The sequence below is a fragment of the Myxococcus sp. MH1 genome (assembly GCF_059738865.1).
This window is the reverse complement of record NZ_AP026947.1, coordinates 9,967,336-9,980,800: the sequence shown is the minus strand read 5'-3', so window position 1 is coordinate 9,980,800 and position 13,465 is coordinate 9,967,336. Positions and strand designations below refer to the sequence as shown.

11 protein-coding genes are annotated in these 13,465 nt (G+C 72.0%); 1 reads left to right on the top strand and 10 read right to left on the bottom strand.

From position 1 onward, the window contains the following. Positions 1 to 140: 140 nt before the first annotated feature. From cheB to AC6JA9_RS39515, 6 genes are read right to left on the bottom strand one after another with little or no spacing between them, the layout of a single operon-like run. Positions 141 to 1,205, bottom strand: a complete 1,065-nt coding sequence (gene cheB, locus AC6JA9_RS39540) for a chemotaxis-specific protein-glutamate methyltransferase CheB (protein WP_223751897.1) — start codon at positions 1,203 to 1,205, stop codon at positions 141 to 143. Continuing rightward, complete coding sequence (locus AC6JA9_RS39535; protein WP_497958684.1) at positions 1,202 to 3,763, bottom strand: hybrid sensor histidine kinase/response regulator; 2,562 nt, start codon at positions 3,761 to 3,763, stop codon at positions 1,202 to 1,204. The genes cheB and AC6JA9_RS39535 overlap by 4 nt, the downstream gene beginning before the upstream one ends. Further along, positions 3,763 to 5,406 carry a methyl-accepting chemotaxis protein gene (locus AC6JA9_RS39530; protein ID WP_223751895.1) on the bottom strand — a complete coding sequence of 548 codons (1,644 nt, stop codon included), beginning with the start codon at positions 5,404 to 5,406 and terminating at the stop codon, positions 3,763 to 3,765. Before AC6JA9_RS39530 ends, AC6JA9_RS39535 begins: the two co-directional genes overlap by 1 nt. After that, complete coding sequence (locus tag AC6JA9_RS39525; RefSeq protein ID WP_223751894.1) at positions 5,403 to 6,014, bottom strand: chemotaxis protein CheW; 612 nt, start codon at positions 6,012 to 6,014, stop codon at positions 5,403 to 5,405. The genes AC6JA9_RS39530 and AC6JA9_RS39525 overlap by 4 nt, the downstream gene beginning before the upstream one ends. After that, positions 6,014 to 7,768, bottom strand: coding sequence for a CheR family methyltransferase (locus tag AC6JA9_RS39520; protein ID WP_497958683.1), 1,755 nt, complete (start codon positions 7,766 to 7,768; stop codon positions 6,014 to 6,016). Before AC6JA9_RS39520 ends, AC6JA9_RS39525 begins: the two co-directional genes overlap by 1 nt. Further along, positions 7,765 to 8,238, bottom strand: coding sequence for a chemotaxis protein CheW (locus AC6JA9_RS39515; RefSeq protein WP_141332646.1), 474 nt, complete (start codon positions 8,236 to 8,238; stop codon positions 7,765 to 7,767). Before AC6JA9_RS39515 ends, AC6JA9_RS39520 begins: the two co-directional genes overlap by 4 nt. Before the next feature lie 334 nt (positions 8,239 to 8,572). On the opposite strand from AC6JA9_RS39515, the gene AC6JA9_RS39510 reads away from it, so the two are divergent. Continuing rightward, positions 8,573 to 9,889 (top strand): RluA family pseudouridine synthase, encoded by a 1,317-nt coding sequence (locus AC6JA9_RS39510; protein WP_497958682.1) that lies wholly within the window; start codon positions 8,573 to 8,575, stop codon positions 9,887 to 9,889. Here AC6JA9_RS39510 and AC6JA9_RS39505 read toward each other — a convergent pair. From AC6JA9_RS39505 to AC6JA9_RS39490, 4 genes are all read right to left on the bottom strand, one after another. Next, a complete protein-coding gene (locus tag AC6JA9_RS39505; protein WP_497958681.1) occupies positions 9,834 to 10,148 on the bottom strand; it encodes an SAM-dependent methyltransferase in 315 nt (104 codons plus the stop codon). The genes AC6JA9_RS39510 and AC6JA9_RS39505 overlap by 56 nt on opposite strands. 11 nt (positions 10,149 to 10,159) lie before the next feature. Beyond that, positions 10,160 to 10,297, bottom strand: a complete 138-nt coding sequence (locus tag AC6JA9_RS39500; RefSeq protein WP_497958680.1) for a hypothetical protein — start codon at positions 10,295 to 10,297, stop codon at positions 10,160 to 10,162. A gap of 296 nt (positions 10,298 to 10,593) precedes the next feature. Further along, a complete protein-coding gene (locus tag AC6JA9_RS39495) occupies positions 10,594 to 11,994 on the bottom strand; it encodes a family 2B encapsulin nanocompartment shell protein (RefSeq protein ID WP_483579024.1) in 1,401 nt (466 codons plus the stop codon). 31 nt (positions 11,995 to 12,025) lie between these two features. After that, complete coding sequence (locus tag AC6JA9_RS39490; protein ID WP_223752257.1) at positions 12,026 to 13,423, bottom strand: family 2B encapsulin nanocompartment shell protein; 1,398 nt, start codon at positions 13,421 to 13,423, stop codon at positions 12,026 to 12,028. Positions 13,424 to 13,465 lie beyond the last annotated feature (42 nt).

Here is a 13,465-nt window from a genome sequence, read left to right as displayed (position 1 = left end):
GAAGGCGGACAGCAAGGAAGGCAGGGATGTGCTCATTGGAACGGGGGGATGGGCCTGATGGGATATTGACACCCCTCGACACGAAGACCATTCCTCCGTGTCCAGTCAGGCTCCAAGATTTAACAAGCGGATATTATGGCTCACCCCGACTGTGCGCCTGCCCGGACGGCGAGCGTCAGTCGGGCGGGCAGCGAGGCCAGGGAGACGACCTCGTCCGCCAGCCCCGCCCCCACCACCACGCCCGGCATGCCGAAGACGACGGAGGACTCCTCGTCCTGCGCCAGCACCCGGCCCCCCGCCTCGCGCAGCTCGCGAATCCCCTCCAGCCCGTCCTGGCCCATGCCCGTCAGCACCACCGCGAGCGACTCCGCCCCATGCGCCCTGGCCACCGAGCGGAACAGCCACGTCGCCGAGGGGCGGAAGCCGTTGACGGGCGCCGCCTTGGACACCTGCGCGCGGCCGTCCTGGATGCCGAGGTGTCGGTCGTCCGGCGCCAGGTAGACGTGGCCGGGCAAGAGCAGCTCTCCCTCCTCCGCCACCCGCACGGGCAGGGGCCCCGCCGTGGCCAGCCAGGACGCCAGGCCCTGACCGAAGCCGAGCGCGATGTGCTGCACCACCAGCACGGGCGAGGGGAAGTCCGAGGGCAGCTCCGACAGCAGCCGGAACAGCGCGGCCGGTCCTCCCGTCGACGCCGCCAGCGCCACCACCGCCGTGCGCGGCGGCGACTTGCGGGGCGCGGGCGTGGCGGGAGGAGGCGGCACGGGCGCGGTGCCCCGGTCCGGCCAGCGGCGCACCACCTTCACCTCCGCCATGGCCTTCAGGGTGTCGCGCAGTCGACGGCTCTCCGCGTCGAAGTCCGGGGACTCGGGGCCCAGGGGCTTCTGGAGCACCGCGAGCGCGCCGGCGCGCAGCGCGGCCATGGACGTCTGGATGTCGCGCTCCACCAGCGTGGACACCACGACGACGGGGGTGGGCACCTCCGTCATGATCCGGCGCGTGGCCTCCAGGCCGTCCATGCGCGGCATCTGGATGTCCATCGTCACCAGGTGGGGCCGCAGCCGCTGGGCCAGCTCCACCGCCTCCACGCCGTCCTTCGCCTCGCCCACCACGCTCAGCGCGGGGTCGGCGCGCAGGATTTCCACCAGCAGCCGGCGGGCGGTGGGCGAGTCCTCGGCCACCACGATGCGCAACGGTTCAGTCCTCATAGCAGTCGTCTCAGGGTCTCCAGCAGGCTCGTCGGGTCGAACGCGCTTTTCACAAGATAGGCACTGGCCCCCGCTTGCAGCCCGCGCGCCTTGTCCTCGGGCTTGCCCCGGGCGGTGACCAGCACCACCGGCAGCCGCGAGAAGCGGGGGGAGGCACGCACGGCCTCGGTGAGCGCGATGCCGTCCATGCGCGGCATCTCCACGTCGAGCACGAGCGCCTCGGCGCCGACGGTCTGCAGCCGCTCCCAGGCCTCGGCCCCGTCCGCGCACGCCACCACGTCGTAGCCGGCGCCCTCCAGGATGCTCTGCTCGAGCGCGCGCGTGGTGGGCGAGTCGTCCGCCAGGAGGATGCGCCGCCGCGCCGCCCGGGCCGCCGGGGTGGGGAACAGCGCCGTGGAGGGTCGTCCCCCCGCGGCCCGCACCAGCGAGGCGGGGTTGAGCAGCAGGGACAGCCGTCCGTCCGGCAGCACCGCCGCCGCCGACACGTGACGCGCGCGGCGCACCCGGGGGCCCAGCGCGCGGACGAGGGCCTCCTGCTCGGCCAGCACCTCGTCCACCACCAGCGCGGCGCGCGCGGTGCCGGCCGCCAGCACCACCGCTCCCCGGCGCTGACGCGGAGGCCCTGCGGGCAGGCCCAGCACGTCCGACAGCGAGGCCAGGGGCACCAGCGCGTCCTCGGCCACCCAGGTGGGTCGGCCCTCCACGTCGCGCACCTCCTCGGGCGCCAGCCGCACCAGCCGGGCCACGCCCTCGCTGGCCAGGGCCAGCGTCTGTCCTCCGGTAGACACCAGCAGCACCCGCAGGGTGCTCAGCGTGAGGGGCACGTCGAGCGTGAAGCGCGCGCCCTTGCCGGGCTGGGTGGCCACCTCCACCGTGCCGCGCATCGCCTCCACCTGGGTGCGCACCACGTCCAGGCCCACGCCGCGTCCGGCGACCTCCGTCACCCGCGACGTGGTGGACAGGCCCGCGTGGAAGGCGAGCCGCGCCGCGTCCGCGTCGTCCTCGGGGACCTCGATGCCTCGCTCGAGGGCGCGCGCGCGCAGCGCCTGGAGGTCCAGGCCGCGCCCGTCGTCCTCCACGGTGACCTCCACGCGGCTGCCGCGCAGGCGCGCCGACAGCGTGACGAGCCCCTCCTCGGGCTTGCCCGCGCGCTCGCGCTCCTCGGGGGACTCCAGGCCGTGCGCCACGGCGTTGCGGACCAGGTGCAGCATCGGCTCGCGCAGGGACTGGAGCAGGGAGCGGTCCAGCTCCAGCGTGCCGCCCTGGATCTCCAGGCGGACCTTCTTGCCCTCGGAGCGGGCCACGTCGCGCGCGGCGCGCTCCAGCCCGCTGCAGCCTTCGACGAAGGGAAGGGTGCGCGCGCGGCGGACCTCGTCATCCATGCCGGTGGCCACACCGCCGAGGGCCCGCTGGTCCGCGGCCAGCTCGCGCGCCACCCGCGCCAGCTCCGTCTCCGCGCGGCGCAGCGCGGCCTCGCCGTCGGTGCCGCGCACGGCGTCGCGCACGCGGGCGAGCTCCTCGCGCACCGTCTCCAGCGTCTCGGCGCGGCCCTCCAGTCGCAGCGCGGCGACCCGCAGCTCCCCGCTGCGCGACAAGAGCGCGTCCAGCTTCTGCGCGGACACGCGCACCGGCAGCGTCGTCTCCAGGCCGGCGCCACCGGACGAGGACTCCAACGGCTCCGCGCCCGGAGCGCGAGAGGACCCCGCGTCACGAGAGGCGTCCGCACCGCCGGCGCCCGGAGCGCGTGAACCTCCAGCGTCGCGAGAGGACTCCGCACCGCCGGCACCCGGAGCGCGTGAACCTCCAGCGTCGCGAGAGGACTCCGCACTGCCGGCACCCGGAGCGCGTGAACCTCCACCGTCGCGAGAGGACTCCGCACTGCCGGCACCCGGAGCGCGTGAACCTCCACCGTCGCGAGAGGACTCCGCACCGCCGGCACCCGGAGCGCGTGAACCTCCATCGTCGCGAGAGGACTCCGCACCGCCGGCGCCCGGAGCGCGTGAACCTCCCGCGTCACGCGTGGAGGAGGGCCCGCTGGCGGCCAGCGCGCGTGAGGCGCCCCCGTCGTGCGCGGACGCCGCACCGCCGGCCCCCGAGTTGCCCACGCTCCCGCTCGTGCGCGAGCCCTCCGACGCCGAGGGACGTGCCGGCGCCGCCGCGTCCTGGGCCGCGCGCTCCAGGTCCGGCAGCAGCAGCTCCAGCGGCGAGCCCGTCAGCTCCTGCCGCGAAGCCAGTCGCCGCCCCGCGTCGTCCAGCGCGTCCACGGCGGCGAAGCACAGCTCATACAGCTCCGGAGGCGCGGTGCGCCGGTCGCGCAAGGGCTCGAGCACCTCCTCCAGCCGGTGACAGGCCGTCTCCACCAGCAGGGCGCTGGCCGCGCGCGCGGCGCCCTTCACGCTGTGCAGCGTGCGCAGGAGCGCCGACACGCGCTCGGTGGCGGGCGGTGTCCCCTGCTCCCGCTCCAGCGCGAGCAGGTCGCGGTTGAGCGACGTCACATGTCCCTCGAGCTCCTCGAGGAACGTGGCGAGCAGCGCCTGTGCGAGCCTGTCGCGGTCCATCAGCGGCCGTACTCTTCGAGCAGACCCTTGAGCTTCTGCCCCATGCCGTTGATGTCCTGCATGGCCCGCTCCGTCTGGCGCGACGACAACAGGCCCTGCTGCGTGGCCTGGTTGACGTCATGCATGGCCTGGCGGATCTGCGCGATGCCCGTGGCCTGCTGGTTGGCGGAGGCGGCGATCTGCGCGGCGGTGAGCGACGCCTGCGCGAGCAGGTCCGACAGCGTCTGGATGGTGGCGCCCGCCTCGGACACCACGCGGGTGGCGGTGGCCACGCTCTTGGTGCCCTCCTCGGTGGTCATCACCGCGCCGTGCGTGGCCTTCTGAATCTGTCCGAGAATCTGCCGCACCTGGCTGGTGGCCTTCTTGGACTGGTCCGCCAGCGCCTTCACCTCGGCGGCGACGACGGCGAAGCCCCGACCGTTCTCCCCCGCGCGGCTGGCCTCGATGGAGGCGTTGAGCGCGAGCATGTGCGTCTGCTCGGAGATGTCGTTGACGGTGGTGATGATGTCGCCGATGGCCTGCGCCTGCTCGGCGAGCGCGAGGATGCGCTGGGCGATGGACTCCACCTGCTCGCGCACGGTGCCCATGGAGGACACGGCCTCCTCCACGGAGCGACGGCCGGAGCGGCCCACCTCCTCGGCGTGGCGCGCGGAGTCGCTGACGTTGCGCGCGCGGCCGGCGGCCTCCTCGGACGTCTTGGTGATCTCCTCGATGGTGCTCACCGTCTCCGTCACCGCGCTGCCCTGCTCCTGGGCGCCAGCCACCTGCTCGGTGGTGCTGGCGAGAATCTGCGAGCTGGCGCCCGCGAGCTGATTGACGAACTCCGCCACGGTGCGCAGCGTGTGCTCGCGCTGCTCGGACTGCCGGGCGATCTGCGCCTCGGATTGCTGACGGCGCTCGGCCATGTCGTTGAAGGCGCGCGCCAGCTCCGCCGTCTCGTCGCGGCCCTTGATGTCGATGCGGTGGGCCAGCTTCCCCGAGCCCAGCTGCTCCACGCCCAGCATCAGCCGGCGCAGCGGCACGGTGATGCTGCGGGTGATGACGTAGCTGCCCACGGAGACGATGAGCAGACCCATCACGGCGCAGATGGCGAGCACCCACATGATCTGCCGCGCGGCGGCCTGGGCGGCGTCGGCGTGCTCCTTCCAGCGCTCCTGCTCCTCGGCGAGCATCTCGTTGATGACGCCGCGAATCTGGTCCATCAGCTCCTTGCCCCGGTGCCCCCGGACGATGGGCAGCGCGTTCTCCAGGCCCTTGTCGCGGCGCTGGCGGATGCCCTCCTCGAGCAGGGCCAGCCGCCCCGTGATGAGCGGCTCCAGGCGCACCATGCGGTCGCGCTGCTGGCGGAAGGGCGCCATCGCGTCGCGCAGCAGGTTGATGTCCTGCTGGAGCGTGGCGACCGCCTGCTGATAGGGCTCCAGGTAGGAGTCCTCGCCGGTGAGCAGGAAGCCGCGCTGTCCCGTCTCCGCGTCGACGATGAGCGCGCGCACCTCGCGCACCAGCTTGTAGTTCTCGTGGGCCTTGAGCAGGCCTTCGGTGGTCTCGTTGAGCTGGCGGGCTCCCTGGAACGCGACGACGGCCAGGATGAGCAGCACAATCAATGAGAGTCCGAAGCCGACCGCGATGCGGTTCCCGATGTTCATACGACTCCTTCGTCGGACAAATCGAACACGAGGCGACTGTCACTCAGCAACGCGTCGCCCTCCAGCAAGAGAGTTCCATCCCTGTCGGCCGCGAACACCAGACCGCCGGCGGTATCCACGAGGGCCTCGGGGGTGGGCAGCAGGTCCAGGCTGGACACCTGGGTGACCTCCTGGACTTCCTCGGTGCGCACGCCCAGCTCGGCCCGGTGCGTGCCCACGACGAGCAGGGGGCCGGTGGCGCTCGACGGCGCGCGGCCGAAGAGCGGGGCCAGCTCGACGACGGGGAGCACCTCCCCGTGCAGCAGCGTGAGGCCGCGCAGGGCGGCGGGGGCGCCGGGCAGGGGGATGACCTCCGCGGAGCGGACGACCTCGAGCACGAACCGGGACTCCAGGGCGTAGGTCTGGCCGGAGGCGCCAAAGCGCACCACCTCGCGCAGGGTGTCCGGGGCGAGGTCGGGCGTGAGGGGGCGGCCGAGGGCGCGGGCGCGCTCGTCGAGCAGCGCGGCCTCCTCCTCGGGGGTGAGGTCGCCCTGGGCCTCGCGAGAGGACTCCAGCTCGGCGAGCCGGGCCCGGACGGCGGTCCAGTCGATGTTCTTGGAGTGCGGCATCAGGAGCCTTCCATGCGGACGCGCTCGTCGCGGGCGGCGCGTGCCAGCTCACGTGCGCGCTCGCCCTCCGCGAGTGGCACGGCGGTGTCGGGGGGCAGGGCCTCGCAGAGCGTCTCGGCCTCGCGCAGGGCCTTCCGGGCGCCGGGGAGGTCGCCGAGCCGGCGCAGCACGCGTCCGAGGACGAGCCAGGCGACGGCGAGGGTGGGCTCCAGGTAGAGGGCCTGACGGACGGCGCGCTCGGCGTCGGGGAGGCGGCCCTGGCCGAGGAGGAGGAGGGCTTCGAGGTAGCGCAGGCCGGGCACGAGCGGATGGCGGGTGGCGGCCTCGGCGCTGACATAGAGGGCGGCCTGGGCATCCAGGTTGGCGATGGCGCGCACGGCGGTGGTGGCGATGTCCGGGTCGGGGTCCAGCGCGCCCAACCGTGTCGCGGCCTCGCGCCAGTCGCCGCGCTCCAGCGCGCGACGCGCGGTGGACAGCTCCGCGGGATGGAGGACCCGGGGGTGGGGGCCACGAGGCGCGGAGCCCTGCGTGTTCGCACCGGAAACCGTGGCCGCGGACGAGGCGCCCGGTCCGCGGTTGACTGCGCCCGCCTGACCTGGCAACGCGCCCGCGGAGCCGGCATCCTGCGCGGAGCCTGGCCCGCGCTGGAACGCACCGGCATCGCCTGTCGCGGCGCCGGCATCGCGCGCAGAGCCCTGCTCGCGCTGAAACGCGCCCGCATCGTACGGAGCGCCCGGCCCGCGCGGAAACGCGCCACCCTGTCCCGCGCCACCCGCCTCGGGATGAGCGCCCGAGCCCTGCGCCCAGGCGCCGCCCACGGGCTGCGACGGCCACGTTTCATGCGGTGCCCGAGCCCCATGACCCTCATGTGCCGCACCCGCCGGGTGCGCGCCGAACGGCGCCCCATCGGGAACGGCCACGGTGGTGCCGGGAGGAAGCCGCCGATAGAACACGCCCCACTCGGTGAGGATGGGCTCCAGCGGAGCGAGCCCTCCGAGCGGCGGGTCCGAGGGACCGGTGAACAGACACCCTCCCTCCGCCAGCGACGCATGGAGGCGGCGGGCCACGGCCTCGATGGTGGCGTCGTTGAAGTAGATGAGGACGTTGCGACAGAACACGACATCCAGCCGCCAGATGCCGGAGTCGGGCGAGGGCCACGTGTCGAGCGCGAGGTTCAGGTAGCTGAAGCGCACGTGCTGTTTCACATCCGGCGCCAGGATGTACTGGCGGCCCTCGGGGCGCAGGTGCGCGCGCATCCGCTCGGCCCAGGGGCCCCGAAGGGACCACTCGCCGTAGTGCGCGCGCCGTGCGCGAGCGAGCGCCGTGCGCGACACGTCCGTGGCGAGCACCGTCATGTGCTGGCCCCAGCCCTCGTTCATCATCAGGGCCGCCAGCGAGTACGGCTCCTCGCCGGACGAGCACGCCGCGCTCCACAGGCGCGCGCTGTAGTCCTGTCCATGGCGCTCGCGCAGACCGGGGAGCACGACGCGGCGCAGGTGCTCGAAGTGCTCGGGGGTGCGGAAGAAGTACGTCTCACCGATGGTGAGCTCGGTGAGCAGGTCGTCCATCGCGGCCGCGTCATCGCTGATGCGCAGGCGATAGGTCTCGAAGTCCCGGACGCCGGCGCGAGCCATGGCGCGGCTGATGCCCTCCTCGGCGGAGGCGGGGCAGGAGGGTGGAGCGAGCCCCGCGCGCTCCTCGACGAGCGCGAGCACGGCGGGAAAGCCCGGATGGCTCCACGGCCCTTGCCTCACGCACGCTCCGTCGAGGACGCGAGCGCCGCGTCCAGGGCCAGGGACTCGGCCTCGGAGAGGAACCCGCGCAGGTCGTGGACCAGGACCAGGCCGTCCTCCAGCTTGGCGGCGCCGGTGACGTAGCCGACGCCGGGCAGCTCGCGGGGCGTCTCGTCCCACTCCTCGGGTGCGACCACCCGCAGGCCCTCGGCGCGGTCCACGCGCAGGGCGACCTGTCGGGGGCCGGCCTGGGCGATGATGAGGTGGTCGAAGGAGGACAGGGGCCGGGCGGGGTGCCGGAAGCGCCGGCGCAGGTCGAGCACGGGGAGCAGCTGGCCGTGCAGGTTGAGCAGTCCCTCGACGACATCCGGTGCTTGGGGCAGGGGTGTCAGGCGCACGGCGCGCACCAGCTCACGCACGTCCTCGGTGGGGAGGCCGTAGCGTTGACCTGCCAGGGTGAACAGCAGCACCTCTCGCGGAGCGGACACCATGCAAGGGAGGACATAGACGCTGGTTTGCGGGCTGTCGAACCCGGCGTGGACCCCGCACGTCCTCTGTCCACCAGTGCCCAATGGCGCAAGCCCCGTGTCTCACCGCCCGTGTCCCCCTGTCTCCCGGAGGAGTGGGCCGGCGAGCCCGCCCCCAGGGGAAGGGGCCCCCGGAGCGCCGGACCTGTGAGAGCCTCCTTCGCGCATCCCCGTGAGCGAGCCACCCCTGTCCCCGCGCCTCTTCGATTCCCCGCCCCTGCCCGGAGAGGTGCCCCCGCGTCTGCCCAGCCCCTTCGCGCCCGGGGCGCCCGGGCCGCTCGCCCGGAGGGCCGCCGAGATGCTCCGTCAGCGCCTCGAGTTCGAGGCCCCTCGCTGGGAGTCCCTGTGGCGTCCGGGTGGAGGAAAGATGTTCGGCGTCCTGGTCGTCTCCACGCCGGAAGGGCCACCAGGCTTCCTGAGCGCCTTCTCAGGGATGCTCGGAGGCCGCTGGGAGGTGGACGGCTTCGCGCCCCCACTCTTCGACTTGAGCGCGCGAAAGACCTTCCTGCCCCGGGGCGAAGTGGAGCTGGCCGAGCTGGGCCACCGTCTGCGCGAGCTCTCCAGGGACCATGAGCGCGCCGTCCTGGACTCGGGGCCCTCCAGCGCCCAGGCACGAGCGCTCAGCGAACGTCGAGACGCCCTGTCCCATGAACGCGCGGAGCGCTCACGGGCCCTGTGGCACCGGCTCACCTGGGACTATGACATCCCCAACGCGCGAGGAGGCCGGGTCCCCCTGGCGAGCCTGTTCGACCCGCGTCCCGTCCCCGGAGGCGCGGGGGAGTGCGCGGCGCCCAAGCTGCTGGCGCAGGCCTACCGTCATGGCCTGAAGCCCCTCGCGCTCGCGGAGTTCTGGTGGGGCGCACAGCCCGAGGGCGGCGGCCGGGTCTCCGGGGCGTACTACCCGGCGTGTGACAGCAAGTGCCGCGTGGTCCTCGGCTTCATGCTGGAGGGGCTCGACGTGGACCCCGCTCCGCCGCTCCCCACCGGAGGCGCGGTGAGGGTGGTGCACGAGGACGCGGCATTGCTCGTGGTGGACAAGGACGCGGGGCTCGCCTCGGTGCCGGGGCGTCATGCCCCGGGCCGGGACTCCGTGCTCGTCCGCCTCCAGTCGCGCTACCCCGAGCTGACCTCCGCGCATTTCCTCCACGCGCTGGACGCGGAGGTCTCCGGCCTCCAGGTGCTCGCGCGGGACGTCGAGACGCGGGCCGCGCTCCAGCGCCAGCTCGCGCGGGGGGAAGCGGAGCATCGCCATGTCGCCTGGGTCGAAGGGGGACTCCCGGGCACGGAGGGCCGAATCGACCTGCCGCTGCGAGGCACCACCTCCGGCGCGCTCGAGTCCCTGGCGGGGCGCGCCCACGGCAAGCACGCGGTGACGGACTGGCGTGTCGTGGAGTCACACGCGGGCCGCACGCGCGTATGGCTCTGGCCGAGGACGCGCCACGCCTGGCAGCTGCGCATCCACACCGCGCATCCCGAGGGGCTCGGTGCCCCCATCGTCGGAGACACCCGCTTCGGGAGCGAAGCCGGGCCCTGGCGATTGCACGCCGAGGGACTCGTCTTCACGCATCCGCGCACGGGCGCGCGACACGACTTCCACGCCCCAGCCCCCTTCTGACGTGACGGCCGAGCGTCTCAAGCCATCCGCTGGATATGAAGAGGAGCGGGTCTTTCTGACGGACGAGCACCCGTCGCTCCACCACGGCGTCGAAGACTCGCTCTCGCGGCAGTGACGCCATGTCGCAATGCTGGAACCGTACCTGCGACAGCCCCCGCTCCCGAGCGCGGCGCCAGGCCCACTCGAGGGACTGCGCGGCGCAATCGATGCCCACCACCTCGCCCGAGGGACCGACGAACTCCGCGGTGAGGGGGCTCACCTCACCTCACCTCACCTCCCCACGCCACAGCCGACGTCCAGGACCTGCATCCCGGGCCGCAGCCCCGCGGCCCGGAGCACGCCCTCCGTCAGCGGACGGAAGACGCTCGCCTGGTACTCCATCGCCGCATCTCCTCGTCCGAGTGGCATGGCTGATATCCGGTGGTGTCCGAGCCTGTGTCTCGTCTCCGGTGTCTGTCTTCAGTCAAGGACAGTGTTCACGGGGCGAGCACATCCCTCATCCCGAGGGCTGGTTTCCTGAACGAGCCACACGGGAGAGGTCTTTCAGCGCTCGGCGGGATTGGACGAGGAGCCAGGTCCGGTGCGGGGAACGAGGTGTCGCCGGTGTGGGCCTGTCTGTCATTGCGGGGCCCTTCGTGAAACGACGACGGGCCCGGTGGAGCGCACCGGGCCCGTCCAGTTGTTTCACGATGTGGCGAGGTGATTCAGCCGCCGAGCGCCACGTTCTCCAGCACGCCCAGCGCGTCGGGGACGAGCACGGCGGCGGAGTAGTAGGTGCTCACCAGGTACTGGGTGAGGGCCTGGTCGTTGATGGCCATGCGCTTGACGGTGAGGCTCGCCTCCACTTCATCCGGGATGCCCGCGTTGTGCAGGCCCACCACGCCCTGGTCCTCCTGGCCGGTGCGCATGGCGATGATGGACGTCGTGTTCTCCCGGCTGATGGGCAGCTTGTCGCACGGCAGGATGGGCACCCCGCGCCATGCCTGGAACTTCGCCCCGCCCACGTCCACCACCGTCGGGTACAGGCCGCGCCGGGTGCACTCCCGGCCGAACGCCGCGATGGCGCGCGGGTGCGCCAGGAAGTAGCGCGTCTTGCGACGGCGCGTCACCAGCTCGTCCATGTCGTCCGGCGTCGGCGGCCCCGAGCGCGTGTTGAGGCGCTGCTTGAGGTCCGCGTTGTGCAACAGGCCGAACTCCGGGTTGTTGATGAGCTCCCACTCCTTGCGCTCCTTCAGCGCCTCGATGGTCAGCCGCAGCTGCTCCTGCGTCTGGTTCATCGGGTCGTTGAAGATGTCCGACACGCGGGTATGCACGCGAAGGATGGTCTGCGCCACGCTCAGCTCGTACTCGCGCGGCTTGAGCTCGTAGTCCACGAAGCCGCCCTGCAGCACGGGCTCGCCGTGGTGGCCGGCCGACATCGGGATGGCCGCCTGGCCCGCCTTGTCCTGGGGCTTCTTGAGCTTCGCCTTGTAGCGGTCCACGTGCGCCTTGAGCGCCGGGGACTGGACGATGAGCGCCTCGAACACGTCCTGCGGCAGCGCCATCACCGTGCAGGCCGTGAGCGCCTTGACGGTGAAGGGCCACACGTCGTTGGACTCCACCACCGCCTGGTCGCCGAAGTGGTCGCCGTCCGCCAGCGTGTCCAGCACCAGCGGGTCGCCGTACTTGCCCTTCGAGAGCTTCTGCGCCTTGCCGTGCGCGATGAGGAACACCTGGTGCGCGGACGTGCCCGCCTCCACGATGACGTCCCCGGCCTTGTACTGCTGCTGGGTGAAGCGTCCCGCCAGCGTGCGGATGAGCAGGTCATCCGCGTCCTGGAAGCCCCGCATCAGCGGCAGCTTCAGCAGCTCCTGCGGAATCACCTCCACCTTGACGCCGATGTTGCTGAAGTTCAGCCGGTCGTCGCCCGCCGCGTACGTCAGCCGCCGGTTGACGCGGTACGTGCCGCCCGACACCTGCACCCACGGCAGGATGCTCAAGAGGTAGCGGGGCGAAATGCCCTGCATCACCGGCTGCGTCTTCGTCGTCGTCGCCAGCTGCCGCGCGCCGGCCGTGCTCAGGCTGGTGCCCTCGTGGGCCGTCAGCTCTCTGTCTGGATTCGCCATGAAGTCGTCCTCCTTGGTCCGGATGCGACGACTACGAGCGCCCCAGCTCCACGCTCTCCAGGATGCCCAGCGCGTCCGGCGTCAGCACCGCCGCGGAGAAGTACGCCGTCACCAGGTAGTTCATGATGGCCTTCTCGTTGATGCCCATGAAGCGCACGTTGAGGCTGGGCTCGATTTCGTCGGGGATTCCCGCCTGGTGCAGGCCGACGACGCCCTGGTTCTTCTCGCCCGCGCGCATCAGCATGATGGACGTGGTGCGCGTCTCGGAGATGGGCAGCTTGTTGCAGGAAACAATCGGCACGCCGCGCCACGCGGGCACGTGGTTGCCGTTCATCTCCACGCTGGTGGGGTAGATGCCCCGCTTGTTGCACTCCTGGCCGAAGGCGGCGATGGCGCGCGGGTGCGCCAGGAAGAACGACGGCTCCTTCCACACCGTCGCGAGCAGCTCGTCCATGTCGTCCGGCGTCGGCGCGCCCGAGCGGGTGTGGATGCGCTGCTTGAGGTCCGCGTTGTGCAAGAGGCCGAACTCGCGGTTGTTGATGAGCTCGTGCTCCTTGCGCTCCTTGAGCGCCTCCACCGTCAGGCGCAGCTGCTGCTGCGTCTGGTTCATCGGGTCGTTGAAGAGGTCCGCCACGCGGGTGTGAATCTGGAGCACCGTCTGGGCGACGGACAGCTCGTACTCGCGGGGGCTCGTCTCGTAGTCCACGAAGGTGCCGGGGAGCACCGGCTCGCCGTGGTGGCCGGCCGCCAGCTCAATCGCCTTCTGGCCCGAGTGGTCCTGCTTCTTCTTGGAGCGCGCCTTGAACTTCTCGAGGTGCTTCTGCAGCGACGGCACCTGCGCCACCACCGTCTCGAAGGCGGACTGCTGGAGCACCAGCGCAATCACGGGCGTGACGGCCTTGGCGGTGAACTGCCAGTAGTCCTGCGACTCCAGCAGCGCCTGGTAGCTGTAGTGGTCTCCGTCCGCCAGCGTCTCCAGCACCACCGGCTCCCCGTACTTGCCGGTGCCGATGCGGTTCACCTTGCCGTGCGCGATGAGGACGATGGAGTCGGCCTCCTTGCCCGCCTCGGTGATGACCTCGCCCGCCTTGAACTCCTTCTGCTCGAAGCGGTTGGCCAGCGCGGTGAGCGCGTCCACGTCCTCGTACCCGCGCAAGAGAGGCAGCTCGCCCAGCTCCTGCGGAATCACCGCCACCTTGGCGCCCGTGCTGGTGAAGGTGACGCGGCCGTCGCCCACCGCGTACGTCATGCGGCGGTTGACGCGGTACGTGCCGCCGGACACCTGCACCCACGGCAGCAGCTTGAGCAGCCACCGAGAGGAGATGCCCTGCATCTGCGGCTCGGACTTGGTCGTCGTCGCCAGCTGCCGCGCCGCCTGCGTGCCCAGGCTCTGGTTGTTGTCGTCGAACTTCTTCGAATCATTGGACATGGGTCACCCTTCTTCGGATTGAAGACTTGGATTCACTGCGGA

Bases quoted from the DNA above. Each gene is read 5' to 3' on its own strand.
- AC6JA9_RS39500 (WP_497958680.1), bottom strand. From the start codon at position 10,297: ATGCCACTCGGACGAGGAGATGCGGCGATGGAGTACCAGGCGAGCGTC.
- AC6JA9_RS39515 (WP_141332646.1), bottom strand. From the start codon at position 8,238: ATGGTGTCCGCTCCGCGAGAGGTGCTGCTGTTCACCCTGGCAGGTCAA.
- AC6JA9_RS39535 (WP_497958684.1), bottom strand. From the start codon at position 3,763: ATGGACCGCGACAGGCTCGCACAGGCGCTGCTCGCCACGTTCCTCGAG.
- cheB (WP_223751897.1), bottom strand. From the start codon at position 1,205: ATGAGGACTGAACCGTTGCGCATCGTGGTGGCCGAGGACTCGCCCACC.
- AC6JA9_RS39530 (WP_223751895.1), bottom strand. From the start codon at position 5,406: ATGAACATCGGGAACCGCATCGCGGTCGGCTTCGGACTCTCATTGATT.
- AC6JA9_RS39495 (WP_483579024.1), bottom strand. From the start codon at position 11,994: ATGGCGAATCCAGACAGAGAGCTGACGGCCCACGAGGGCACCAGCCTG.
- AC6JA9_RS39490 (WP_223752257.1), bottom strand. From the start codon at position 13,423: ATGTCCAATGATTCGAAGAAGTTCGACGACAACAACCAGAGCCTGGGC.
- AC6JA9_RS39525 (WP_223751894.1), bottom strand. From the start codon at position 6,014: ATGCCGCACTCCAAGAACATCGACTGGACCGCCGTCCGGGCCCGGCTC.
- AC6JA9_RS39510 (WP_497958682.1), top strand. From the start codon at position 8,573: ATGCTCCGTCAGCGCCTCGAGTTCGAGGCCCCTCGCTGGGAGTCCCTG.